At 67.5% G+C, this 24444-nt stretch carries 26 protein-coding genes; 7 read left to right on the top strand and 19 right to left on the bottom strand.

The window, feature by feature from the left end:
* Window positions 1-13 precede the first annotated feature (13 nt).
* A complete protein-coding gene (gene garD / locus DES44_RS01305; protein WP_232309842.1) occupies window positions 14-1597 on the bottom strand; it encodes a galactarate dehydratase in 1584 nt (527 codons plus the stop codon).
* A 35-nt stretch (window positions 1598-1632) separates the two neighbouring features.
* A complete protein-coding gene (locus DES44_RS01300; protein ID WP_058936552.1) occupies window positions 1633-2967 on the bottom strand; it encodes an MFS transporter in 1335 nt (444 codons plus the stop codon).
* A 252-nt stretch (window positions 2968-3219) separates the two neighbouring features.
* On the opposite strand from DES44_RS01300, the gene DES44_RS01295 reads away from it, so the two are divergent.
* The 3 genes from DES44_RS01295 to DES44_RS01285 all read left to right on the top strand — a co-directional run bounded on the left by DES44_RS01295 (window position 3220) and on the right by DES44_RS01285 (window position 5781).
* Complete coding sequence (locus tag DES44_RS01295) at window positions 3220-4206, top strand: DUF3369 domain-containing protein (RefSeq protein ID WP_058936553.1); 987 nt, start codon at window positions 3220-3222, stop codon at window positions 4204-4206.
* A 163-nt stretch (window positions 4207-4369) separates the two neighbouring features.
* Window positions 4370-5158: an adenosylcobinamide-GDP ribazoletransferase gene (locus tag DES44_RS01290; protein WP_058936554.1), complete on the top strand. Its 789-nt coding sequence runs from the start codon at window positions 4370-4372 to the stop codon at window positions 5156-5158.
* An 83-nt stretch (window positions 5159-5241) separates the two neighbouring features.
* Window positions 5242-5781, top strand: a complete 540-nt coding sequence (locus DES44_RS01285) for a histidine phosphatase family protein (protein WP_233441629.1) — start codon at window positions 5242-5244, stop codon at window positions 5779-5781.
* A gap of 32 nt (window positions 5782-5813) precedes the next feature.
* On the opposite strand, the gene DES44_RS01280 is transcribed toward DES44_RS01285, so the two are convergent.
* From DES44_RS01280 to DES44_RS01220, 14 genes are all read right to left on the bottom strand, one after another.
* On the bottom strand, window positions 5814-6065 hold the full coding sequence (locus DES44_RS01280; protein WP_058936555.1) for a YfhL family 4Fe-4S dicluster ferredoxin: 252 nt from the start codon (window positions 6063-6065) through the stop codon (window positions 5814-5816).
* A 56-nt stretch (window positions 6066-6121) separates the two neighbouring features.
* Complete coding sequence (gene coaD / locus DES44_RS01275; protein ID WP_232309843.1) at window positions 6122-6631, bottom strand: pantetheine-phosphate adenylyltransferase; 510 nt, start codon at window positions 6629-6631, stop codon at window positions 6122-6124.
* Between the two features lie 38 nt (window positions 6632-6669).
* Window positions 6670-7320: a 16S rRNA (guanine(966)-N(2))-methyltransferase RsmD gene (gene rsmD / locus DES44_RS01270; protein ID WP_083525850.1), complete on the bottom strand. Its 651-nt coding sequence runs from the start codon at window positions 7318-7320 to the stop codon at window positions 6670-6672.
* Window positions 7317-8078 carry an imidazole glycerol phosphate synthase subunit HisF gene (hisF, locus tag DES44_RS01265; RefSeq protein ID WP_058936556.1) on the bottom strand — a complete coding sequence of 254 codons (762 nt, stop codon included), beginning with the start codon at window positions 8076-8078 and terminating at the stop codon, window positions 7317-7319. The genes rsmD and hisF overlap by 4 nt, the downstream gene beginning before the upstream one ends.
* 4 nt (window positions 8079-8082) lie before the next feature.
* Entirely contained in the window at window positions 8083-8826 is a 744-nt protein-coding gene (hisA, locus tag DES44_RS01260) for a 1-(5-phosphoribosyl)-5-[(5-phosphoribosylamino)methylideneamino]imidazole-4-carboxamide isomerase (protein WP_058936557.1), read from the bottom strand.
* Between the two features lie 96 nt (window positions 8827-8922).
* The gene (gene hisH / locus DES44_RS01255) at window positions 8923-9576 is read right to left on the bottom strand and encodes an imidazole glycerol phosphate synthase subunit HisH (protein WP_198164828.1); all 654 of its coding nucleotides are present in this window, start codon (window positions 9574-9576) and stop codon (window positions 8923-8925) included.
* Window positions 9576-10169 carry an imidazoleglycerol-phosphate dehydratase HisB gene (gene hisB / locus DES44_RS01250; RefSeq protein ID WP_058936559.1) on the bottom strand — a complete coding sequence of 198 codons (594 nt, stop codon included), beginning with the start codon at window positions 10167-10169 and terminating at the stop codon, window positions 9576-9578. The genes hisH and hisB overlap by 1 nt, the downstream gene beginning before the upstream one ends.
* Window positions 10170-10289: 120 nt before the next feature.
* On the bottom strand, window positions 10290-11393 hold the full coding sequence (hisC, locus tag DES44_RS01245; protein WP_058936560.1) for a histidinol-phosphate transaminase: 1104 nt from the start codon (window positions 11391-11393) through the stop codon (window positions 10290-10292).
* Window positions 11390-11884, bottom strand: a complete 495-nt coding sequence (locus DES44_RS01240) for a PIN domain-containing protein (RefSeq protein ID WP_058936561.1) — start codon at window positions 11882-11884, stop codon at window positions 11390-11392. The genes hisC and DES44_RS01240 overlap by 4 nt, the downstream gene beginning before the upstream one ends.
* Window positions 11885-11889: 5 nt before the next feature.
* A complete protein-coding gene (locus tag DES44_RS24910) occupies window positions 11890-12111 on the bottom strand; it encodes a hypothetical protein (protein ID WP_058936562.1) in 222 nt (73 codons plus the stop codon).
* A 113-nt stretch (window positions 12112-12224) separates the two neighbouring features.
* Window positions 12225-12830, bottom strand: coding sequence for a Csu type fimbrial protein (locus DES44_RS01235; protein ID WP_083525851.1), 606 nt, complete (start codon window positions 12828-12830; stop codon window positions 12225-12227).
* Window positions 12827-15256: a fimbria/pilus outer membrane usher protein gene (locus DES44_RS01230; protein WP_058936563.1), complete on the bottom strand. Its 2430-nt coding sequence runs from the start codon at window positions 15254-15256 to the stop codon at window positions 12827-12829. The genes DES44_RS01235 and DES44_RS01230 overlap by 4 nt, the downstream gene beginning before the upstream one ends.
* Window positions 15228-15986 carry a fimbrial biogenesis chaperone gene (locus tag DES44_RS01225; protein ID WP_058936564.1) on the bottom strand — a complete coding sequence of 253 codons (759 nt, stop codon included), beginning with the start codon at window positions 15984-15986 and terminating at the stop codon, window positions 15228-15230. Before DES44_RS01225 ends, DES44_RS01230 begins: the two co-directional genes overlap by 29 nt.
* Window positions 15987-16022: 36 nt before the next feature.
* Window positions 16023-16541 (bottom strand): Csu type fimbrial protein, encoded by a 519-nt coding sequence (locus tag DES44_RS01220; protein WP_083525852.1) that lies wholly within the window; start codon window positions 16539-16541, stop codon window positions 16023-16025.
* 331 nt (window positions 16542-16872) lie between these two features.
* Here DES44_RS01220 and DES44_RS01215 point away from each other — a divergent pair, with 331 nt between their 5' ends.
* Entirely contained in the window at window positions 16873-17394 is a 522-nt protein-coding gene (locus tag DES44_RS01215) for a Csu type fimbrial protein (protein WP_211326917.1), read from the top strand.
* Between the two features lie 50 nt (window positions 17395-17444).
* On the opposite strand, the gene DES44_RS01210 is transcribed toward DES44_RS01215, so the two are convergent.
* Complete coding sequence (locus DES44_RS01210; protein WP_058936567.1) at window positions 17445-18548, bottom strand: NADH:flavin oxidoreductase/NADH oxidase; 1104 nt, start codon at window positions 18546-18548, stop codon at window positions 17445-17447.
* Between the two features lie 315 nt (window positions 18549-18863).
* On the opposite strand from DES44_RS01210, the gene DES44_RS01200 reads away from it, so the two are divergent.
* From DES44_RS01200 to DES44_RS01190, 3 genes are all read left to right on the top strand, one after another.
* A complete protein-coding gene (locus DES44_RS01200) occupies window positions 18864-19256 on the top strand; it encodes a hypothetical protein (protein ID WP_147306911.1) in 393 nt (130 codons plus the stop codon).
* A 114-nt stretch (window positions 19257-19370) separates the two neighbouring features.
* Entirely contained in the window at window positions 19371-20309 is a 939-nt protein-coding gene (locus tag DES44_RS01195; RefSeq protein WP_058936570.1) for a CsgG/HfaB family protein, read from the top strand.
* A 548-nt stretch (window positions 20310-20857) separates the two neighbouring features.
* Window positions 20858-22720: a hybrid sensor histidine kinase/response regulator gene (locus DES44_RS01190; RefSeq protein ID WP_058936571.1), complete on the top strand. Its 1863-nt coding sequence runs from the start codon at window positions 20858-20860 to the stop codon at window positions 22718-22720.
* Here the strand turns inward: DES44_RS01190 and DES44_RS01185 are convergent.
* Both DES44_RS01185 and DES44_RS01180 read right to left on the bottom strand, forming a co-directional pair.
* On the bottom strand, window positions 22715-23644 hold the full coding sequence (locus DES44_RS01185; protein WP_058936572.1) for a class I SAM-dependent methyltransferase: 930 nt from the start codon (window positions 23642-23644) through the stop codon (window positions 22715-22717). The genes DES44_RS01190 and DES44_RS01185 overlap by 6 nt on opposite strands.
* A gap of 118 nt (window positions 23645-23762) precedes the next feature.
* Complete coding sequence (locus DES44_RS01180; protein WP_058936573.1) at window positions 23763-24440, bottom strand: glutathione S-transferase family protein; 678 nt, start codon at window positions 24438-24440, stop codon at window positions 23763-23765.
* Window positions 24441-24444: the final 4 nt, after the last annotated feature.

The raw sequence follows: 24444 nt of genomic DNA, 5'->3' as shown, positions 1-24444 counted from the left end.
AGCTTCACCGGGATCAGGTAATCGGTGCCGGATTGAACAGCACCAGCGCGTTGTGCAGCTGATGCCGCTCCGCCCAGGTGCGTCGGCCGCTGGCCACGTCCAGCATCAGCTGGAACATCTCCCAGCCCATCTCGGCAATCGTCTTCTCGCCGTCGGCAATCAGTCCGGCATTGACGTCCATGAGGTCATGCCAGCGCCGTGCCAGATCGCTGCGGGTGGCCACCTTGATCACCGGGCACTCGGCCAGTCCATAGGGGGTGCCGCGGCCCGTCGTGAACACATGCAGGTTCATGCCTGCCGCCAATTGCAGCGTGCCGCAGATGAAATCACTGGCCGGCGTGGCCGCATAGATCAGGCCGCGCTGGCCATTGAGCCGCTCGCCCGGGGCCAGGACGCCGCTGATGGGCGCGCTGCCGCTCTTGACGATGGACCCCATGGCCTTTTCCACGATGTTGGAGAGTCCGCCCTTCTTGTTCCCGGGCGTGGTGTTGGCACTGCGGTCCACGCTGCCGCGCCGCAGGTACGCGTCATACCAGGCCATCTCGCGGATCATGGCGTCGGCCACTTCCGGCGTGCGGGCCCGCGAGGTGAGCTGCGCAATGCCGTCCCGCACCTCGGTGTTCTCGCTGAACATCACTGTGGCGCCCGCTCGCACCAGCAGGTCGGCGCAGAAACCCACCGCGGGGTTGGCGGTCACGCCGGAGAAGGCGTCACTGCCGCCGCACTGCACGCCCACCACCAGCTCGGACGCGGGCACGGTTTCCCGGCGGCGGGCATTGAGCCGTTCCAGATGCCGGCGGGCGGTCTTCATGATCGACTCGACCATGGACATGAAGCCCACATGCTCGTTGTCCTGCAGGCACACGACGTCCAGGCCCGCCTGGGGATCACGTTCGTCGCTGATGGGAATCACGCCCGGCGGCAGCAGGCGCTCGGGCTGGAGCTTCTCGCAGCCCAGGCTCACCACCATCACTTCGCCGCCGAAGTTGGGATTCATGCTGATGTGACGCAGCGTGCGGATGGGAATGATGGCGTCGGGGGCGTCGATGGCCACGCCGCAGCCGTAGGTGTGCTCCAGGCCCACCACGTCATCCACATGCGGATAGAGCGGCAGCAGCTCCGACTTGATCCGCTGGACCGCGAATTCCACCACCCCGGCCACGCATTGCACGGTGGTGGTGATGGCCAGGATGTTGCGCGTGCCGACCGTGCCGTCGGCATTGCGGTAGCCCTCGAAGGTGTAGCCCTCCAGCGGCGGCAGGTCCGGCGCGACGACGGTGGCCTTGGGCAGCCCCTCCAGCTCACGAGCGGCCGGCATCTCCAGCAATCGTTCATGCACCCAGCGGCCGGCCTCGATGGCTTCGAGCGCGTAGCCGATGGGCACGTTGTAGCGCAGCACCGGGGCGCCGGCGGGCAGGTCCACCAGCGCCACCTTGTGGCCCTGCGGCACCTTGTCCTTGAGCACCAGTCCGCCCGGCAGCACGGTGCCAGCGGGCAGCCCGCCATCATTGGCGACGATGGCGACGTTGTCCGCCTCGTGGATCTTGATGGTGAGAGGGGCGTTGGTGTTGGTGTTGGCGATGACGCTGTTCATCATGATCTCGTTCCTCCTGGCCGGATGCTGGGAAGGCCTCAGGCCTTGAGCTGCACGCGCTTGATCTCGCCCACCACCAGCACATAGCTGACGACGGCGATCACCGCATGGACCCCGACAAAGACCAGCGCCCCGTTGAAGGAATGGGTGGTCTGCACGATGTAGCCGATGACGATCGGGGTCGTGATGCCGGCGATGTTGCCGAAGGTGTTGAACATGGCGCCGCTCAGGCCGGCAATCTCCTTGGGGGAGGTGTCCGACACCACGGCCCAGCCGAGCGCGCCCAGGCCCTTGCCGAAGAACGCCAGGGCCATGATGGCCACCACCAGCCACTGCAGGTCGACGTAGTTACAGGCAATCATCGACGTGGACAGCAGCATGCCCACCACGATGGGCACCTTGCGGGCCAGGGTCACCGAGTGACCGCGACGCAGCAGCCAGTCCGACACCACGCCGCCCAGCACGCCGCCCGCGAAACCGCAGATCGCGGGAACCGCCGCGACCAGGCCCGCATTGAGCACCGTCATGCCGCGCTCCTTGACCAGATAGACCGGGAACCAGGTCAGGAAGAAATAGGTCAGCGTGTTCACGCAGTACTGCGCGATGTAGACGCCCAGCAGCATGCGGTTGGTGAGCAGCTGCTTGAGATAGGCGAGTTTCGGACCTGCGGGCTTGGCCGTGCGGGCGTCCTGCCCGGCCAGCAGGGCGCCACCGGATTCAATGTGCTGCCGCTCGGACGCGCTGACGCCGGGATGCTCGAGCGGGCTGTTGTGCATGGTCTTGAGCCACACCAGTGACAGCACCACGCCCAACGCGCCCATGAAATAGAACACGTCCTGCCAGCCCAGCGCATGGACGATCCACGCCATGATGGGCGCGAACATCACCGTGGCGAAATACTGGGCTGAATTGAAGATGGCGGAGGCGGTGCCGCGTTCCGCCACCGGGAACCAGGCGGCCACCATGCGGCCGTTGGCGGGGAAAGACGGTGATTCGGCCAGGCCCACCATGAAACGCAGGGCAAACAGCGCGATGACGGCGGTGGCGGCATCGAAGTAGTGAACGGCGCCCTGCAGCATGGTGAACAGCGACCACAGCAGGATGCTCCAGGCATAGACCTTCTTGGCGCCGAACCGGTCGAGCAGCCAGCCGCCCGGCAGTTGTCCGGCCACGTACGACCAGCTGAAGGCCGAGAAGATGAAGCCCATCTGCACCGAGCTGATGCCCAGTTCCTTGGACAGCACCGGGCCGGCGACCCCGACAGTCGCGCGGTCCGCATAGTTGAGGACCGTCACCACGAACAGCATCGCCAGGATGCCGAAGCGGGCCCGACTGCTGGTGGCGCCCGAGGACGCCGAAAGCGAAATCTGCATGTTGTCTCCTGGGGTCGGGTGAGCCGGTCTGACGCCAGCTGGTACCGTTACCATGGATTGATGATACCGGTACCAACTTCGTGGTCAACGCCGACGCGGGTAAACCATGAACCGCCTCCCCACCGGCCCGGGATGACTTGCCCTTTGCATCTTGACGGAGTTCGCTTCTGAAACTTGCGGCGGATCCGCATAATCCAGAGCCACACAAAAGCGGGCGCGCCATGCCGCCATCGACGTCCGCAGGGAGGCCTCATGAACACCGATCTCGTCTTCGCCGACGAACTGCCCGACGACGCCGCTGGCAGTCACCGCTCACGTCCCTTGTCCCCCTGGGTCGTGATGGTGGTCGACGATGACCCGGCCGTGCACCAGGTGACGCAACTGGTGATGGATGACTTCGAGTTTGCCGGCCGCAAACTGCAGTTCCTCAATGCCTACACCGCCACTGAAGCGCGTGACCTGCTGCGGAGCCGGCAGGACGTGGCCCTGGTGCTGCTGGATGTGGTGATGGAGTCCGAGCACGCCGGGCTGGACCTGGCCCGCTACATCCGCGAAGACCTGGGCAACCGCCATGTGCGCATCGTGCTGCGGACCGGGCAGCCGGGGCAGGCGCCGGAAGAGGACGTGATCAAGTCCTACGACATCAACGACTACAAGGAAAAGACCGAGCTGACCAAGCGCAAGCTGATCACGGTCTTCTACTCCTCGCTGCGCTCCTATCGGGACATCATCACGCTGGACCATGCCCGGCAGGCGCTGCGCCGCTCCATCGAGGCCATCACGCAGATCCACGATGCGGGCAGCCTGCGGCATCTGGCCTCGGCGCTGCTGGATCAGCTGGCCCATTTGCTGGGGCTGGAAGTGCAAGGGCTGTGTGCGAGCCGGATGGCGGCTTATGCGGCCTCCCAGGGGGAAGGCGCCCTGCGGGTGCTGGCCGCCACCTCGGAATTCCAGGGCTTGCTGGACGAATCGGAGGTGGCGCATCTGCCTGCGGATGTGAAAGGCGCGATGGAGCAGGCACTGGCCACCCGGCAGAGTCATGCTGACGGGGAGTGCTTCATCGGGTACTACCGCACCCACACCGGCAACGAGAGCCTGCTGTACATGCGCTTCTCCGAGCCGATCGACGAAGAAGGGCAGGAGCTGCTGCAGATCTTCTGCGCGAATGTGGCGATTGCCTATGAGCGCTTGCTGCTGTCGCAAACCGGCGCCGCGGCTCCCATCCAGCAAGGCCGCTAGCGCCCCGGCCGCGAGGCGATCCCACACCGCGGGACTGCCAAGCCGCTAGCGCCACGTCTACGGGGCCAACAGGCCAACAGGCCAACAAGCCAACCGGCAACCAGGCCGCGCCGTATCATGCCGCCCGTTCTCTCCGTCCTCGGTCGCCGACGCGGCCGGCATCATGCTGCATCAAGTCCGCCTCTTCTTCATCGCGCTGCAATTCTTCACCCGCGTGCCCATCCCCGGCTGGACCGGTTTCCAGCCCGAATGGCTGCACCAGTCGGCACGGTACTTTCCGCTCGTCGGCGCGGTGGTGGGCCTGTGGTCCGCCGCCGTGCTGTGGCTGGCGATGCTGGTGTTCCCGAACAGCGTCGCCGTGGTGCTGGCGATGGCCGCCAGCATCTGGCTGACCGGCGGCTTCCACGAGGACGGACTGGCCGACACCTGCGATGGATTGGGCGGTGCGGTGAGCCGGGAGCGGGCGCTGGAGATCATGAAGGACTCGCGCCTGGGCAGTTACGGCGCCCTGGGGCTGTTCCTGATGCTGGGCCTGAAAGCCGCCACCCTGGTCGGACTGGCCGATGCCGATCCCACCCTGGCCCTGACCGCCCTGCTTTGGGCCCATCTGGCGTCGCGCGCGGCGCCGGTCTGGCTGATGCATGCCCTGCCCTATGCCGGGGATGCCGCCCATGCCAAGGCCAAGCCGCTGGCTACCCAGATCGGCGGCGCAGAACTGGGGATGGCGATGGGCACGGTGGTGCTGGCCAGCGGGCTGTGGGCCTGGCTGCTGCCGGACGACATCCCGCTGCTGCTGGGCGCCATCGTGACCGGCGCGGGCCTGACCTTCTTCATGCAGTCCCTGCTGGAACGCCGCCTGGGCGGCTACACCGGGGACAACCTCGGTGCCACCCAGCAGGTGGTGGAAGTGGGCGCGCTGCTGGCCTGCCTGGGGCTGGGGGCCTACTTTTGAGCGGAGAGACATTCAGCGTCTGGCGCCATCCGCGGCCAACGGGCGCCAAGGGCCTGTGCGTGGGCGCCCGGTGTGATCTGCCGGTGCCCGCCCGACGCGCCAAGCGACTGGCACGACGCATCCAGGCGCATGCGCGCCGGCATCGACTGCCGCATGAGATCTGGACCTCGCCACTGCGCCGATGCGCCGACGTGGGCCGCTGGCTGCGGCGATGGGGTTGGCGACATCACCAGGATGCGGCGCTGCTGGAACTGGATTTCGGCGACTGGGACGGCCGCCCGTGGTCGGACATCCCCAAAGCGGCGATGGATGCCTGGGTGGCCGATTTTGCCGGCAGTCACCCTGGCGGTGGAGAGAGCCTGCAGATGCTGCTGGCAAGAGCGAGCGGCTGGCACGGCGCCAAGGCAGGCGGCATGGTGGTCAGCCACGGCGGCTGGATGCTGGCGCGCCGCTGGGTGTCCGAGCATCCCGACCGGACCCCAGCCGCTTGTGAATGGCCGTCACCGCCCCGCTATGCAGAGCGCTGGACCTTCGACACGACGCCAGCTGCGAGCACTCAGCGGGACGCGGGGAACAACGTGGCGAACAACCCGACAAACATCCTGGGTCCGACGCAGCGCTGAAGCGCCGTGTCTGACACGTGGAAGATAGACCCTCAGGCCGCCTCGGTCAGCCGCAGATACTTCTGCATCAAGGTTTCCTTCGACTCCACATGCGCCGGGTTCACCGGGATGCAGGCCACCGGGCAGAGCATCACGCACTGCGGCTCGTCGAAATGGCCGACGCATTCGGTGCACTTGCCGGGGTCGATCTGGTAGTACTCCTCGCCCATGGAGATGGCGTGGTTGGGGCACTCCGGCTCGCACACATCGCAGTTGATGCATTCGTCGGTGATCATCAAGGCCATGTCAGACTCTCCTGGTGTGCTGCGCCGCGTCCGTCCACCGGGCGGGCAGCACCCCTTCATTCCTTGCCCGACCCGCGAGCCAGGCGTTCATCCAGGCGTGCACGCACCAGCGGCGACACGAACTTGCTCACATCCCCGCCCAGCGTCGAGATCTCGCGCACGAAGGTGCTGGAGATGAACTGGTACTGGTCCGACGGCGTCAGGAAGACGGTCTCCACATCGGGCATCAGCTGCCGGTTCATGCCGGCCATCTGGAATTCGTATTCGAAGTCGGAGACGGCGCGCAGCCCCCGCACCACCACCTTGCCGCCCTTTTCCAGCACGAAGTTGCGCAGCAGCCCCTCGAAGGCCACCACCTCGACATTCGGATACGGCGCCACCACCTCCCGCGCCATCGCCAGGCGCTCTTCGATGCTGAACATCGTGCGCTTGTGATGGCCGGCGGCCACGGCGAGCACCAGCCGCTCGAACAGGCGGCTGGCCCGGCGCACCAGGTCTTCATGACCCAGGGTCAGCGGGTCGAAAGTGCCAGGGTAGATGGCAGTCAGCAGGGTTTGGGAAGTCAAGGGGTCGCTCCAGGGCCACTGGGTGGGACGGCCCCCGATTATCCGTTGCGCTGGAAGAGTCGGTAGTGCACCGCCCCGGCACGCCCTTCCCGCCATAGGGACAGGCCCAGTTCGGCCGGCGGCTCCAGGGCTTCCGGGGCTTCGAGATAGAGGAGGCCCTGCGGTACCAGCAGCGGGGCGGCGGCGCGCAAGGCGGGCAGGAACAGGTCCTGCGCAAAGGGTGGGTCCAGCAGCACCAGGTCCAGCGACGCGGGAGCCGCGCGACGCATCCAGGCCAGTGCATCGGCCGCCTCGATGCGCATCGGAGCGGTGCCGTCCTTGTCCAGGCGCTTGAGGTTGGCCCGCAACTGGGCCGCCAGGCCAGGGTCTTTCTCCAGCAGCGTGACCTGGGCGGCGCCGCGCGATGCGGCCTCGAAGCCCAGCGCGCCGCTGCCGGCGAAGGCATCCAGCACACGCCAGCCGCTCAGGTCCTGGCCCAGCCAGTTGAAGAGGGTTTCGCGGACACGGTCGGGCGTGGGACGCAGTCCCGGCCGGTCCGCCACCGGCAGCTTGGACCGCTTCCAGACGCCGCCCACGATGCGGACCTCGCTGGGCCCGCGGGACGCGCCGCGCGGCGCCTCGGTGCGCACGTCCGGCCGGCCATCGGCCTTGGAACGGGCCGTGCGCGGTGTTCCGTCTCGTCCGCTCATGTGCGGACCGGAATGCCCTGGCTGGCCATCAGCGCCTTGGCCTCGCCCACCGTGTGTTCGCCATAGTGGAAGATGCTGGCCGCCAGCACCGCATCGGCCCCGCCGCGGGTGATGCCGTCCGCCAGGTCCTGCAGCGAGCCGACACCGCCCGACGCAATCACCGGCACCGGCACGGCGTCCGCCACGGCCCGGGTCAGGTCCAGGTCGAAGCCGCTGCGGGTGCCGTCGCGGTCCATGCTGGTCAGCAGGATCTCGCCCGCGCCCAGCTCGGCCATGCGCACCGCCCAGGCCACCGCATCCAGCCCGGTGTTCTTGCGACCGCCGTGGGTGTAGACGTCCCAGCCCTGGCCATCGGCCCGGCGCTTGGCATCGATGGCCACGACGATGGCCTGCGCGCCGTATTTGTCCGACGCGGCGCGGATGAGCTCCGGCTCCGCCACCGCGGCGGAATTGAAGCTGACCTTGTCCGCACCGGCATTGAGCAGCCGCCGCACATCCGCCACCGAGCGCACCCCGCCGCCCACCGTCAGCGGAATGAAGACCTGCGAGGCCACCGCTTCGATGATGGGCAGGATGAGGTCGCGCCCGTCGCTGGTCGCGGTGATGTCGAGGAAGGTCAGTTCGTCGGCGCCCTGCTCGTTGTAGCGCGCAGCGATCTCCACCGGATCACCGGCGTCCCGCAGTTCAACGAAATTGACGCCCTTGACGACCCGGCCGCCGGTGACGTCCAGGCAGGGGATGATGCGTTTGGCCAGCAAGTGCTCAGTTCCCGTTCAGTTCATCCGCCCGGGTCTGGGCGGTGGCGAAGTCGAGGTCGCCGGTGTAGATGGCCCGGCCGCAGATGACGCCCTGCACGCCTTCGGATTCGACGGCGCACAGCGCTTCGATGTCCTTCAGGTTGGACAGGCCGCCGGAGGCGATCACCGGAATGCTCAGCGCCTGGGCCAGGCGCACCGTGGCGTCGATGTTGATGCCGGTGAGCATGCCGTCCCGACCGATGTCGGTGTAGATGACGCCTTCAATGCCGTAGTCCTCGAACTTGCGGGCGAGGTCGACCACTTCATGGCCGGTGAGCTTGCTCCAGCCGTCGGTGGCGACCTTGCCGTCCTTCGCATCCAGGCCCACGATGATGTGGCCGCCAAAGGCGGACGCGGCGTCCTTGAGGAACCCCGGGTTCTTCACCGCGGCGGTCCCGATGATGACGTAGGACAGGCCGTCATCCAGGTAACGCTCGATGGTGTCGAGGTCCCGGATGCCGCCGCCCAGTTGCACCGGGATCTCGTCGCCCACCTCGCGAAGAATCGCCTTGATGGCGCCTTCATTCACGGGCTTGCCGGCGAAGGCACCGTTCAGGTCCACCAGATGCAGGCGACGGGCGCCGGCATCCAGCCAGCGACGCGCCATCTCGGCGGGGTCTTCGCCGAAGGTGGTGGAGTCGTTCATGTCGCCTTGTTTGAGGCGGACGCACTTGCCGTCTTTGAGGTCAATCGCGGGAATCAGCAGCATGGCCGAATGCGGGTGGTGGAAGGTGGAGGAAAGGGGGACTGAGAACAGCGCAGGAATGATCCGGTGTTGAGCGATGCAGGGGCAGGGATCAAGGGATCAAGGCTTCCAGTGCAGGAAGTTGCGATAGAGCGAAAGCCCGAACGCGGCACTTTTCTCAGGGTGGAATTGAGTGGCAAAAATGTTATCCCGCGCCACGGCGCAGGTAAAGCGCAAGCCGTAGTCGCTCTCGCCCACGCTGTGCTCGGTGGCGGTGGTGCGGGCATAAAAACTGTGCACGAAGTAGAACCAGCTGTCGTCGGGCACATCGCCCCACACCGGATGCGCCCGCATCTGGTGCACGCGGTTCCAGCCCATCTGCGGCACCTTGTAACGGCTGCCATCGGGCTGGCGCTGGCCGTTCAGCTGGAAGCGCTGCACCCGGCCCGGAATGAGGCCCAGGCCCGGCGTGTCCTGCTCTTCGCTGTGGTCCAGCAGCATCTGCATGCCCACGCACACGCCCATCAGCGGCTTGTTGGCGGCGGCATGCAGCACCGCTTCCTTCAGGCCCGAGTCGCTCAGCTCGCGCATGCAGTCGCGCATGGCGCCCTGGCCCGGCAGCACCACCCGTTCGGCGGCCATCACCTCTTCCGGGCGGGCGGTGATCACCACCTGCACGCCCTGGCCCTCGGCGGCATGCTGCACCGCCTGGGAGACCGAGCGCAGGTTGCCCATGCCGTAGTCCACCACGGCGACGGTGCGGGGGCTTGTCATCACAAGGTCCCCTTGGTGGAGGGGATCACACCGGCGGAGCGCGGGTCCGGCGTCATGGCCATGCGAAGCGCACGGCCGAAGGCCTTGAAGATCGTCTCGCACTGGTGGTGGGCATTGTGGCCCTTGAGGTTGTCCACATGCAGGGACACCAGCGCATGGTTCACGAAGCCCTGGAAGAACTCATAGGTCAGCTGCGTGTCGAAGGCCCCGATGGCGCCAGCGGTGAACTTCACATCCATCGCCAGGCCCGGGCGGCCGGAGAAGTCCACCACCACGCGCGACAGCGCTTCATCCAGCGGCACATAGCTGTGGCCGTAGCGGGTGATGCCCTTCTTGTCGCCGATGGCCTGCGCCACCGCCATGCCCAGCGTGATGCCCACATCCTCGACCGTGTGGTGGCCGTCGATGTGCAGGTCGCCCTTGGCGTCGATGTCCAGGTCGATCAGGCCGTGACGGGCGATCTGGTCGAGCATGTGGTCAAAAAACCCGATGCCGGTGGACAGATGGGCCTGTCCGGTGCCGTCCAGGTTCACTCGGACGCGGATCTGGGTTTCCTTGGTGTCGCGGCGGACTTCGGCGATGCGTTCGCTCATGTTGATTCCAGGGGCGGGTCAGTCGTCAGGGACAAAACGGAGAAAAGGGACAAAACGTGCGGTGGGCCGGGGCGATGCTTGGGTGGGCCTTGGGCTGTGCGGGATCTCGTGAACCTGTGCTCAGGGTGCCACAGAAGGGGCCAGGTCCGCCAGCACGCCGCGCAAGGCAGTGAGCATCGTGTGGTTCTCCTGCGGCGTGCCCACCGTCAGCCGGACACAGCCGGCCAGCAGCGGGTGCATGCCGGAGACATTCTTGATGAGCACGCCACGGGCCTTCAGCCCCGCATGCACGGCGTTGGCATCGGGCACTCGGGTGAGGATCATGTTGCCCTCGCTGGGGAAGGCCACCACGCCGGGCAGGCCTGCCAGCTCGGTCAGCAGGCGGGCCCGCTCGGCCCGCAGCTCGGCAGCCTGCTGCTCATAGACGTCGGCATGCTCCAGCGCGAACAGACCGGCCTCGGCATTGAGCACGCTGATGTTGTAGGGGGGGCGCAGCTTGTCGACGTGGTGCACCACCTCGGCGTGCCCCATCAGGTAGCCGATGCGGACACCGGCCAGGCCGAACTTGCTCATCGTGCGCATGACCAGCACATGCTCGTAGCGGTCCAGCAGGCCCATCGCATTGCGGGCGGCAAAGGGCTGGTAGGCCTCGTCGATCACCACCAGGCCGGGCGCGGCCTGCACCAGGCGCTCGATGACGTCCGGATTCCACAGGTTGGCGGTCGGGTTGTTGGGATAGGCCAGGTACAGCAGCGCCGGCTGATGCGCCTGGATCGCGGCCTGCATGGCGGCCTCGTCCAGCTCGAAATCCGCGGTCAGCGGCACGCCGACGAAATTCAGTCCGAGGTAACGCGCCGACAGCTCGTACATCACGAAGCCCGGCACCGGGGCCATCACCGTCGCGCCGGGACGCGCCACCGCCAGCGACAGCAGAGAGATCAGCTCGTCCGAGCCATTGCCCAGCATGATGCCGTTGTGCGCCGGCATGCCGGCATGGCGCGCCAGCGCCTGCGCCAGTTCCCCGGTGCGCTCGCCGGGATACCGGTTGATGGCGACCCGTCCCAGGCGCTCCCCCAGCGCCTGTTGCAGCGCCTCGGGCAGACGGTAGGGGTTCTCCATCGCATCCATCTTGAGCAGGCCGGCGGCGCTGTGCACCTGATAGGCATGCAGGGCGCGGACATCGTCGCGGATGTGATCGAGAGCTCGGGTCAGGAAGGCAGTCATGCGGAACGCTCAGCGCGGGTCAATTCGGCCATTTCGGCCGGTTGGACCAGCAGCGGGTTGAGGATGGTGACGCTGTCATAGAGCTGCTGATGCGGCAGCGTCAGGCTCAGCAGCAGGTCGCAGCCCTGCACCTTGGCAGCGGCCACGACGAGGGCGTCGAGATAAGGGAGGTTGAAGCGGCTCTCCAGCGACCAGGCCGATTCCACCGTGGCGTGGTCGATGGCCCACGGCGACCATCGCTGGTAGCGCCGCACTTCGGCCCGCGCATCGCCATTGGGCATGGGCGGCTGGATGCGGGTGGTGATGGTGCGGTAGAACTCGTTGAGCACCTGGCTGGACACGCGGCCCAGCCGCTGCTGCCACAGCACCTGCAGCCAGCGCATGGCCTGGGCGCGGCGATCGGGGAAGGCGCCGTCCTCGCTCTGGATCAGGACGGAGGTGTCCACGAACACCGGGCTGGTCAGGGCAACGGTCGGGAGGGCGGTGGCCATGGTCGTCATCCGGCCAGCTCGCGGCCGGGATAGTCCCCGCCGTCGGACGCCCAGGTGCGTTCACGATGGAGCCAGTCCTGCAAGGCGCGCTCGTACGCATCGTCGGACCGCATCTTCTCGGCGAGCAATTCACCGACCAGTCGCGACACGCTGGTGTTGCGCCGTGCGGCTTCCAGCCTCGCCCATTCGGCGACGCTGTCTTCCATGGTCACGGTCACGTTCTTCATGGGAAGGATGCTACACGAAGTTCGTGGTGCACGAACTTCGTGTCCCTGCTGTGCATCGGGATTTTTGCTGACCGGTGCTCTTTGCAGGCGTTCCAGCAGGCGTCCTGCCAGGCTTATTGGTAGGTCACCGTCACGGTCAGGTTGTCCGTGTACGTCCCTGGCGGCACCGTCAGTTGCCGACCGGGAATCCGCCCATACACGGTGAAGGTGAGGCCCGGCGTCAGACCCAGGGCATCCAGCAGGACGGAGCCGGACGCCCGGCTGGTGGCGGACGTGCCGTCTCCCCAGACGGTCGTGTAGTTGCTGTCCAGATAGACGTTGTAGGAGAGGGTGTTGGCGCCGGACGCCATGCGGCGCGTGCTGAAGCTGGTCCCGCCGCCCTTGCCCAGGTCGATGGTGAAGGGCACGAGCAGGCCCGCGACACCCCCGCAGGTCACCTTGACGCTGCCGGTGGAGTCGGTGTTGCCAAAGGCCAGTGGGTTGTAGGCGGCAAAGACGATGTTGGTCACCACCACCGAGCAGGTGCAGACCGCCGGCAGGCAAAGGGCTTGCGCGCCCCCGGCGGCCAGCAGTCCGGCCAGGAGGGTGGTGCACAGCCGCAGATACTGCCTACGCCACCAATGCCGCCAGCGCTGCCTGTCCTGCCAGCCCCCCCGCTCCGGCCACGGCGCACCTTCGGGTCCGAGGCCGTCGCGTCGGGATGTCCAGCATTGAGTCATGGGTCGCTCCTGGTTGAGGACGGTGGGGGCGCAAGCGCCTTGCAGGTCACCCGCCCCAGATCCGGCAGTTCACGATCTGCCTTGGGCAGCTCGATGCTGGCCTCGCAGCCCCCTCCTGGCCAGCGGACGTCCAGCCGGTGCGGCCCGGGCGCCGCACCCAGGCCGGCCACGAACGCCCGCCCGTCCAGGCCCACCGGGAAGCTGCGCATCTGGCCCACCGGGCGCAGGTCGGCGCCGGCCGGCACAGGATGGCCCTGTTCATCCACCAGCGTGAAGGTGGCGGTGCGGCTGACCCCGATCGGGAACCGGATCAGCGACGCACGACGCGCCGCCGGGGTCACCTGCAGGTCCAGCGATTCGATGTCCGCGTCCAGCGGCAGGTCATCGGCGATCACCCCCACCCGGTTGACCTGGTAGCCGCGCAAGGTGGGCAGGAAGGCGCGGCCGCTGCGGTCGGTGCGGGCGACCACCTGGTTGTCGTGGGTGACGCGGACATTCGGCTGGTCCGCCACTTCCACCACCGCAAAACCGCCGTCCACGCGCCGACCGGCATACACACTGCCGTCCAGCCAGGCCAACCCGCCGCCGATCCCCGCCCGCAGATCGGTGCGCCCTTGCGCGCGGGCAATGCCGCCGCTGAGCGCCACATGCCGATCCTGCCACTGCGCCTGCAACTGTCGACGCCCGCCGGACTCCGCCAGCGCCTGATAGCCCAGGCCCTCACCGGGCGGCGGGTTGTTCTGGAACTGCAGTTGCCACTGGTCCTGCGCCGGCTGCCCGCCGCCGCGCTGGCCCTGCCAGCTGGTGGAGACGCTTTGGTGATCCCCGATCGGCAAGGTCCAGAAGACCGACACCGCGGTGCCTCCACCATGGCCCGCCTTGAGCATCGACAGCCCGACATACCCCCAGGCGCCCAGGCCGCGGCCGGCATTGAAGGTCCACAGCCGGGTGCCCGGATTGATGAAGCCCTCCGGCGACGGCCGCTGCAGCGTGCCCTGGTAAACGAGCCCGGCCCCCAGCCCCCATCCCTGCCACTGCGTCCCCACGGTGGCCGATCCGCTCCAGCGAGGCGACACCGGCTGTCCCCGCTGCACAAAGCCCGGCGAGGCCCGTCGCACCTCGACCGCCCCGCTCCATCCGAACCCCTGCCGTTCCACCCCCAGCGTGCCCAGCCACCCGCTGCGGGCCTGCGCATCCCGGCTGCGACTGCCCGCGGCAGACAGGTTGAGCGTGCCCCAGTCCTGCAGCAGCCACAGGCCGGAAGCGCCCACGGTCTGCTGATCTGCCGCCAGTTCGCCGCGGCCTTCGGCGGTGAAGCCGCTGTTGATGCCCCGCCGCCACGTCAGCTGGGTCAGGCCCTGGCCGTAGCGGTTGCTCTGGGTGCCGTAGTTCTCCCGCACCCATCCCAGCTCGACGCTGTAGGCCGTGAGGCCCGGCTTGAGCAGCGACGGGCTGATGTAGTAGGGCTGCACCACCACCTGCTCCCGGCCCAGCAGGTCCTTGACCACCGTCCGGATCTCGCCCTGGCCGGTCACCAGCGGCAGGTCGCTGATGTCGAATGGCCCAGGCTGGACACGCCCCTGCAAGCGCTGGCTGTTGTTGACGAAGACGTCCACGGTGGAGGGCAGGCTGGCCTCGCCCTTGAGGGTCGGCAGCGGAAAGCTGAGGAAGCCGGGTCGCAGGCTGAAGTCCGTGGCCCATTGCACGCCGCCCATGCGCAGCGCCCGCCCCCAGCTGCCGGCATCGCTGATGACGTCGCCCAGCCGCAGCGTGGCCAGCTGCTCGGGGCGGTCCCAGGTCCAGCGGGTGTCCAGACGGGTCCAGCCGCGTGAACTGCGGTAGAGCATCAGATGGTTGAGATCCCCACGCCCGGTCAGCAGCCCCAGTTCCGCCAGCCCGTCCAGGCTGCCCTCGCCACCCACGCGGCGCTGCCATTGCAGGTCGTAGTTGGTGAACAGACCCAGTTGGGCCGGCAAGGTCACCTGGGTGGCCATCCGGTCCAGCTCGATCTTCTGATCGCCAAAGGCCTGCGGCGGGGCCTCCAGCTCCAGGGTCTGGCTGAGCTCCTCGATGCGCCATCGCACCAGCGCGCCTGGCGCATCGCTCAGGACCAGGAAGAGCTCGTTGTCGATCATGCGCGGCGGCGTCGAAGGGGGGCGCAGCTGCAGCTCCTGCCAGAGCGTCTGCGGCAGCGCCAGGCCTTCGGGCACCCGGACGGCACGAACGGTCTGGGGTTGGGCCTGGCCGTTCACCCGCAGGCCCAGCAGCAGGGTTTCGCCGAAGCGCGGCGCGGCGGCGGCCCGCTCGGCAGCCAGGCGCTCCAGCGTGCGCTGCAAGTCTTCAGCCGACGTCTGTCCGACCGCTGCCAGGGGCGCGGCCAGCAGCAGGCTCCACCACTCACTGCGTGCCCGCGCCCAGCGCGACATGCTGCAGGCCCTGGTCAGTCATGACCTGGAGCGTGCCGGAGGGATTGGACGGGGTGGCAATGCGGAAGGTGCGCTGCTCGCCGGGAAAGATCACACTCTGTCCGCCGGACACGGCCAGCACCTTGCTGTCGCCCGTCGCGCCGGCCAGCCGCAATTCGCTGACCTTCATATGCACATTGCCGTTGTTGGCCACGGTGGCGACGGTCTCGCCGCTGGCGGTGCGCTGCACCTGCCAGGTCTGCTCACGCCGGACCTGGTTGGGCGCCACATACACCGGCACCCGCAAGGCCACCAGCACCCGCACCTGTCCGGACACGCGGTTCTCGCTGGCCCGGGCCACCGGCACTTCCCGCAGCACCATCCGGTAGGTGGCCTCCTGCTGCAGGTCGGGGGTGCGCCGCAGCCCCAGCCGCAGGATCTGCGTCTGGCCAGGCTGCAAGGTGAAGATGGGGGGATTGACGATCAGCTCCTGCGTCGGCGCATCCAGGTCCTGTCCGGCCTGACGGGTCCAGGCGATGGCTTCGGCCTGCATCACCACCACGTCATTGCCGTTGTTGACCACCTGCACCGTGGCCCGGTCGTTCTGCCGGTCCAGATGCACATTGACCGGCATGATGCTGACGTCCGCCGCCCAGACGCTCAGGCTGGTCATCAGCCCTGCGGCAGCGAGCAGCGCGCCCAGGCGCCGGCGCCAGGTGCTTGTGACGGGAACTTCTTCGAGTTTCGCCATCGATGTCCTCCTTGGTCGCGGTGGGGACCGCGGGCCTCAATAACTGATCGTCACCGTGACCGTGTCGGTATAGACCCCCGGGGCCATGCCGGTGAGCGAGGGCAGGCGTCCGTAGATGGTCACGCTCTGCGTGTTGCCGGTGCCCAGACCGCTGTAGGTGGCGCTTGCGGTGCCATTGCCCCACACGGAACTGCGCCCGCTGTCCACATACAGCTGATAAGGCAGGGTGTAACTGCCGCTCTTGAGCAGTCGACCCGCGAAATTCGTGGCACTGCCGGCATTGACGCCAGCATTGAGCGACAGGGTGTAGGGCGTGGTCGCCGTGCATTGCACAGTCAGGGTGGACGTGGCGTCCACCGCGCCCGCATTGACCGGATTCAAGGCATTGCCGAAATTGAGGGTGCTGCCGGAGACCGTGCAGGCACTGGTCACCAGCACCGAGGATCCGAGCGAGCTGTTCACCGTGCCGGCGTTCGCCTCGTGCGCCATGACAGTGGCACCCAGCGCAACCGCCGTCAGCGCCATACCCTTGAATGCAGGACTGAGCCAACGCATAGGCAAATGGTCGGGCTCATGGGCCCGTCCTTGATGTGTCCAGGTGCAGGCTAAAAGCGGCAGCGCTGAAATGCAAGCCGCTTGCGGGTCAGCGGCGTTTCATCAGGGAGACAACCGCTGTACGGCAATGCCTGACACCGCAGTGCAGCAAACTTTGACACGGGTCGGTCGATTCCCCGCTTGTCCCCCGGTTGGGGGTGGCCGATCCGTGACATTGGGCATGGCTTCGCCTGTACGTTTGCGTTCCAATCCTTTTTATCAATTCAACGTGCCTCGCAGCCCAGGTCTGGGTGTCAGGACAGAAGCCCGCTTCTTCCTTCTCATGAACCCCGTGCTCCGACTCCTGACAACCGCTTCACGACTGACAGCCGCCCTGTGCGCCGCCCCCCTCCTGTGCCTCCCGGCACTGGCAGCCCCCAGCACTGCCAGCGGCAGCCTGGAAGTGGGCGCGACCATCGTGGTGGCCTGCAATGTCTCCGGCAACACGCTCAACTTCGGCACCGCCATTGACCCGCTGCAGACCACCGGCGCCATCGATGCCAGCACCACGCTGGCGGTCACCTGCACCCGCACCACGCCTTACAGCGTCGCACTGAGCGCCGGCGCCAATGCCGGCGGGCTCAATGCCTTCGGGTCGCGTGCCATGAAAAGCGGCACCCACAGCCTGGCCTACCAGCTGTATCTGGATGCGGCGCGCAGCCAGGTCTGGGGCAATGGCACCAACAGCAGCGTCTACACCGGCACCGGCAGCGGCAACACCCAGCAGCTGACCATCTATGGCCGCCTGCCCTCGGTGGCGCAGGCGGTGCCGGGCGACTACAGCGACACGGTGACGGTGACCATCACCTACTGATCTTCACGACATCACCGGCCCTGCTGACCGCGCTGCCGTGCCGACTGGCCTCAGGCGGACGCGGACTTATAGCGCTCCAGCCAATGGGCATAAGGCGCGGGCAGCACCCAGGCCGGACGGTCCTGCTGCAGCTTCATGGCCGTGTGATACGGCCAGTGCGGATTGGCCAGCTGGGCGCGTCCCACCATCACCAGGTCCATCTGGCCTGACGAGACGGCATGCTCGGCCAGCTCGGGCGTGTCGATGCCCCACGACGAGGCCACCGGCAGACCGGCTTCACGACGCACCCGCTCCGCGATCGGCCCGAGGAAGGCCGGGCCCCAGGGGATCTGCGCATCCGGCGTGGAGAAGCCCACGCTGACGTTGAGCAGGTCCAGCCCTTCGTCTCGCATCTGGCGCGTCAGCCCGATGGCTTCGGCCAGCGTCTCTTCATCACGGCCGTCAAATTCGATGACGCCGAAACGCGCCGTCAGCGGCAGCGACTCCGGCCACACCTGGCGTACCGCCTTGAGCGTTTCCAGCAGGAAGCGGCCGCGGTTGGCGGCGCTGCCGCCGTAGGCGTCCGTGCGCTGGTTGGCATGCACCGAGAAGAAACTCTGCGCCAGATAGCCGTGCGCGAAGTGCAGTTCCAGCCACTGGAAACCGGCGTCGCGCGCGCGGCGGGCCGCGGCCACGAAGGCGTCCTGCACGCGCTGGATGTCTTCCACCGTCATCGCCTGCGGCACCCGCGGCAGATGCTTGCCGAAGGCCACGGCGGACGGCGCCATCGGGGTCCAGGCCCGGGGGTCGCCAGCGGGAATATGGTCGTCGCCCTCCCAGGGACGGTTGGCGCTGGCCTTGCGCCCGGCATGCGCGATCTGGATGCCGGCCACGGCACCGGCCGCCTTGATGGAGGCCGCGATCTCCGCGAGACCCTGGGCGTGCTCGTCGCTCCACAGGCCCACGCATCCCGGCGTGATGCGACCTTCCGGCAGGACGCCGGTGGCTTCCACGATCACCAGTCCCGACCCGCCACGCGCCAGGCCGGCGTAATGGGCGCGGTGCCAGTCATTGATCAAGCCGTTGTCGGCGCTGTATTGGCACATCGGCGGCACGGCAATGCGGTTGCGCAAGGTGACGCTCTTCAGGGTGAAAGGGGAAAACAGACTTGACATGGAATTCTCGGAATGGAGGGAAAAGACGGGGGCGATCCGTGCAAGGACCCTTAACTGAGGTCACCCCACCCTGCCTGCAAGCCGACGCCATCGCCGCACGGGCGCATGCCGGACGGATCCAGCGACAGCCCGTGGTTTACCCCGACTCCGGACCCGCCGATGCCGAAACGGTCACAAAACTTGATGAAACCGTCGTCGCAGCGCCGCCACACCCCAGGGTCCGCCATCCCCCGCAATGTGACCTTCGTCCTAATGCTTTTTTGTGGTGCGTCCCTAAACTTCTTTGCAACTAAAAGCAATTCGGGCAAGAAGACCATGTGTATTCCCTTGCGAGTCTGGTGGGCGGCGGCGCTGACCGCGGTGTCCTGCGGCGTGCTGGCCCAGGTGCCTTACGTCTTCAGCTACAACCCGGGGCCCAATCGCGGCACCAAGTGGGTGGTGAAGGCGTCGGACGGCATCACCGAGTCGGCGGCGTCGGTCCTGACCGATGCGCCGCGTGCCGTCTGGGCCCGGGTCTGCTACACGATCGGCCCGTCCGACAGCACCGTGACGCTCTACACCCAGACCGGCAGCAAGGAGCCCAAAGGCACCGAAATCGCCTGGGGCGGCTGCGCAGACGTCTTCGGCACCAGCATCTGGATCGGCAATCCGCATGGCCAGCCGGTCGGTGGTTATTACGGCATTGCGCCCGCCACGCCAGCGCCCTGACGCCGTTTCCCACCCTCACTGATCCCTCGGCGCGGTGGCCCCTGGGCTGCCCCCGCCGTCCTTTCGCCTGTTCTCTGTTCCCTGTTCCCTGAAGAACCCCTCTGGAGGAATCCTATGTCCGCAGTCCTTGCTCCCCTGGCCCGGTCGGTCCTGACGCCCGCTCTCCTGCTCTCGCCGCTGCTGCTGGCCGGCTGCCTGGCCACCGCGCCGACCATGGGCGAGAACAAGGGCACCGTCTCCGGCGCTGCCGGGGGCTCCACCGCCGAAAACCAGAACTCCAAGCTGGAACACTGCGACGAATCCCTGGGCACCCTGGCCCTGTACGAAGATCCGGCCGCACCGTGGTGGTCGCAGATGCGTGAGCGTCAACTGGGCTCGACCCTGCCGGTCATCCGGCTGATGGTCCAGCAGAGCAACTGCTTCGTGGTGGTGGAACGCGGCAAGGCCTTCGCCAACATGGAACGTGAACGCGCCCTGATGCAGTCGGGCGAAACCCGTGCCGGCAGCAACTTCGGCCAGGGCCAGATCGTGGCGGCCGACTACACGCTGAGCCCCGAAGTCCAGTTCTCCGGCAAGACCGGTGGTGGCGGTGGCGGCATCGGGACCGGCGCCATCGGCCTGATCACGGCCGTGGCCGCCAGTGTCAACCAGAACGAAGCCTCCACCACGCTGCTGCTGGTGGACAACCGCTCGGGCGTGCAGATCTCCGCGGCTGAAGGCACCGCCAAGAACTTTGACTTCGGCGTGCTGGGCGGCGGCCTGTTCGCCAACACCGCAGTGGGCGGCGGCGCCTATGCCAAGACCCCGGCCGGCAAGGTGGTGACGGCGGCGTTTGCCGACTCCTTCAACCAGATGGTCAAGGCCCTGCGCAACTACAAGGCGCAGCAGGTCAAGGGCGGCCTGGGCACCGGCGGCCGACTGGGCGTGTCGGGCGGCACGACCGCTGCGTCGCAGGAAGCGGATGCGGCTGCGGCCAAGCCCGCAGCCAAGCCGGCCGCCAAGCCGGCCGCCAAGAAGCCGGCACCCAAGCCCGGTTCGACCACCACCAAGTAAGGCCAGGGGACACGGAGGTCGCGCAGTGGCGCGCCTCCGTCGCCGGATCAGGGTGTCGCCAAATTTGACAGCCTCTGTCCGGCGATGCCCGGCGATGTCCGGCGCTGGATCCTGTCGCTGCCTTGCTGCGCATGAATCAGTGACACGCCGCCGTCTGCACTGCCAAGGCGCCGCATGCACCACAGACGTGTGGTCCAGCTTGCACAGGCTTGGCACTGCACGCACCACACCGTCGCAGCGGGTTGGATATAAGTGCGCCATCGCCACCGGAATGGCCTGACAACACTCGGCATCCGCAGCGTTCTCGTGGAGCCACTTCTCTCAATCGGCACACCCGACCGATTCACGAACAGCCTTGTCACCTCCGCTTACACCCTTCTGGATTCCGGAAGGCGGCGATACGGACAATCGGCTATTAGGTATTTCCACGGTTCGCCGCTGTCCCGGATTCGCGGCAGCGGGCCCGCGAATTGCTCCGCCGCGTACGGCGTAGAACTCGCGTCTCTTGGCATCTTTTGTTCTCCCAATGACCTCTTGAAAGGGGCTGCATGCTTGCGCGCGTCGTTCCAGGCGACCCACGCGTTCTCACGGCGCTGCTGGACAGCGTGGCCCAGGCCTGCGGTGCGCAGGCCTGCGAACTGGTGTGGGACGGTCAGGTGGTGGCCCGCGGTCAGGGCTCCGCAGGCGAAGTGCTGGCCGCGCTGGACGTGGACTGGGAACATGCCTCGGCCCAGCTGCGGGTCATGGCCGCGCAGCCCCGCACGCTCACCCGCGACGAGATGCGCGCCTTCCACACCGCCACGCAGACGGTGCAGACCTATCTGGACGCCACGGCGCGCTGCGTCTCGCTGGCCCGGGAGCGGCCGCTGAGTGACAAGCTGCTGGCCGCCCTCGAATACCTCACCGATGCGCTGATCCTGCTGCGCTCGGACGGCATGGTGGAGTTCGTCAACACCGCCTTTGAACATGCCACCCAGCGTTCGCGCCATTCCCTGGTGGGGCGTCCCTATCACGAGTGTTTCCCCGCCAGCGCCCTGCAGCGGCTGGACGGTGAAGCGCGTCCTGCCCTGCTGGCGGGCCGGCCCTACGCCTTCGAGGACCACATCGAACGCCTGGACAAGTGGTTCGAGTTCCGCGCCTTCCCCTGCGAGGACGGGGCCATCGTCCTGCTGATCGACATCACCAGCCGCAAGGCCGATGAAGCCGCCCGCCAGCAGCTGGAAGACAAGCTGCTGCGCGCCCAGCGGATGGAGAGCCTGGGCACCCTGGCCGGCGGCATCGCCCACGATTTCAACAACATCCTGGCCGCCATCCTGGGTCACGCCGGCATGGTGGCCGATGACGCCCCCGCCGGCTCGCCGCTGCGCGGGCACATGGACCAGATCCGCCGCGCCGGTTCCCGGGCACGGGAACTGGTCGAGCGCATCCTGGCCTTCGCGCGGGGCGGCGGCGAGGAATTCAGTCGCCAGCCGCTGCAGCCGCTGGTGCGCGAGGCGGTGGACCTGCTCAAGGCCACCCTGCCCTCGTCGGTGCGGCTGCAGGTGGACCTGGGCGACGAGTCCTGCGTGGCCACCGTCAGTCCGTCGGAGATGCAGCAGTTGGTGCTGAATCTCTGCACCAATGCCTGGCAGGCGATGGAAGGCAGCCAGGGCACCATCCACATCCGGCTGCGCTGCGTCACTGTGCATACGCCGCGGGTCTGCACCATCGGGCAACTGGCGCCCACGCAATATGCGGAGCTGTGCGTGGAAGACGACGGCGTGGGCATGACCGAGGCCATCAAGGCGCGCCTGTTCGAGCCCTTCTTCACCACCAAGCCGCGCGGCCAGGGCACCGGCCTGGGCCTGCACATGCTGCACGGCATCGTGGACGCGCACAGCGGCGCCATCGATGTGCGCTCCACACCGGGCGTCGGCACCTGCTTCATGGTCTACCTGCCCGTGGTGGAATCCCAGGGGCCGGTCAAGGTCGAGGCCCTGCAGGAAGCGATGCGCCCCGGTCATGGCGAGCCGGTGGCCTATGTGGACGACGACCCGATCGTGCTGATGATGGTCGAGCAGTTGCTTCTCAAGGCCGGTTTTGCGGTCACGGCCTTTGCGTCGCCGGACGAGTTCCTGGCGGCCATGCAGTCCACGCCCGGCCGCTTCCAGGTGCTGGTGACCGACTTCAACATGCCCAACATGAACGGTGCGGAGCTGGCGGTGGCGGCGCGGGCGATCGACCCGTCGCTGCCGATCGTGGTGACCACCGGTTTTGTGTCGGAAGAGCTCGAGGCGGCCGCGGCGTCCCTGGGGCAGATGGCGGTGCTGCAGAAGGCCCGCTCCTATGAGGAACTGGCCGAGCTGACCGCCCTGGCCGCGCAGGGCTTCCCCGAAAGCCGCTTCGGCGATACGGGCCTGGCGATGTTATGAGCGCGGGGCGGCGGGTCGCACCACCAGCACCTTCAGCGCCCGCTCCGGATCCACATCCTCGAAGGCGGCAGGGTTGGGCAGCCGCTCCACGACGTCGAAGTCCGGCGCCTCGGTGCGGATGAGGTCACGCAGGAACTGCGTGTCCAGCTTGGGCGTGTTCAGACACACCAGGGCTTGCCCTTCCGGCGCCACCAGCTCGGGCAGGCGCCGGATCAGGCGCGCATAGTCCTTGGTCGCCACGAAGCTGCCTTTCTGGAAGCTGGGCGGGTCCATGATGACCAGGTCGTAGGGACCGCCGCGGCGGATCTTGGCCCAGGAGTTGAAGATGTCGTGCGCCAGGAACTGGGCCCCCTGCGACACGCCATTGAGCTGATGATTGCGCCGTCCGATGGACAGCGCCCCGGAGGCCATGTCCACATTGACCACTTCCGAGGCTCCCGCCTGCAAGGCCACCACCGAGAAGGCACAGGTGTAGGCAAAGAGGTTGAGCACCTTGCCGCCAGGACGTGACTGGGCCCACTGCCGCACCCATCGGCGGCCTTGCGCCATGTCCAGGAAGAAGCCGTGGTTCTGCCCATGCAGCAGATGCACGCCAAAGCGGGTGCCGTCTTCGTCCACCTCATGCGGGTCGGGCACCTGGCCGGCCATCAGGCGGTTGGTCACCCGGAATTCATCGCGCTGCTGGAACACCCAGTTCAGCGGTTCGCCCGGGGCGATCTCGGCCCAGCGGCGGTGCAGGGCGGCATCCAGGGTCTGCAACTGCTCGTCGGGCACGGGCGCGAAACTGGTCAGCAGCAGCACCGGCGGGAAGGCATCCAGGGCCCATTGCTCATGACCGGGATAACGGCCACCACGGCCGTGGAACAGGCGCACCGCCTGAGTCGGTCGGTCCAGGGTGGCAATGTGGTCGAGCAGGGCTTGCATGGGGCGCGGCGCCGGAACAGGGCACCAGGGAGGTCAGCAGGGCCCGGCAGTGTAGTCAGTCTCCATCCGCGCGTGCCTGCTCATAGGAACCGCGCACCGCCCGTCAGCCCTCTGTCACTCAGGACTTGCCGAGCAAGGCGTAAGGTCCGCCTTTTTCCAGCGCACGCTGGTAGGCCGGCCGGGCATGGATGCGTGCCAGAAACTCCGTGATGCGCGGCTGCCGCGCCGCTTCACCGCCCCGCGCCGCCGCCGCTTCCAGCGGGAAGCTCATCTGCACGTCGGCCGCGGTGAACGACGCTCCGGCAAACCATTCGCTCTTGCCCAGCTCCGCCTCCAGATAGTTCATGTGGTTGGCGATCTGCGGCAGCACAAACGACGACTTCGCCTTGCCCGCAATCGCCTTGGCAATCGGCTTGATGAAGAACGGGACCGGGCCGGACTCTATGCGGTCGAAGACCAGCTTGAGCAGCAGCGGCGGCATGGCCGAGCCTTCGGCATAGTGCATCCAGTAGCGATAGCGCAGCGCCTCGGGGGTGCCGGGAGCCGGCTTGAAGCGTCCCTCGCCATACCGGTCCACCAGGTATTCCAGGATGGCGCCCGATTCGGCGATCACCAGCTCGCCGTCGGTGATGACCGGCGACTTGCCCAGGGGGTGCACCCTTCGCAGTTCGGGGGGTGCCAGCATCGTCTGCGGGTCGCGCTGATAGTGCTTGATTTCGTAGGGCAGGCCCAGCTCTTCAAGCAGCCACAGCACCCGCTGCGAGCGGGAATTGTTGAGGTGGTGAACGGTGATCATGCGG

It is taken from the genome of Roseateles depolymerans, from assembly GCF_003387155.1.
Lineage (GTDB): Bacteria > Pseudomonadota > Gammaproteobacteria > Burkholderiales > Burkholderiaceae_C > Roseateles > Roseateles depolymerans.
This window is presented reverse-complemented; position numbering and strand designations above follow the sequence as displayed.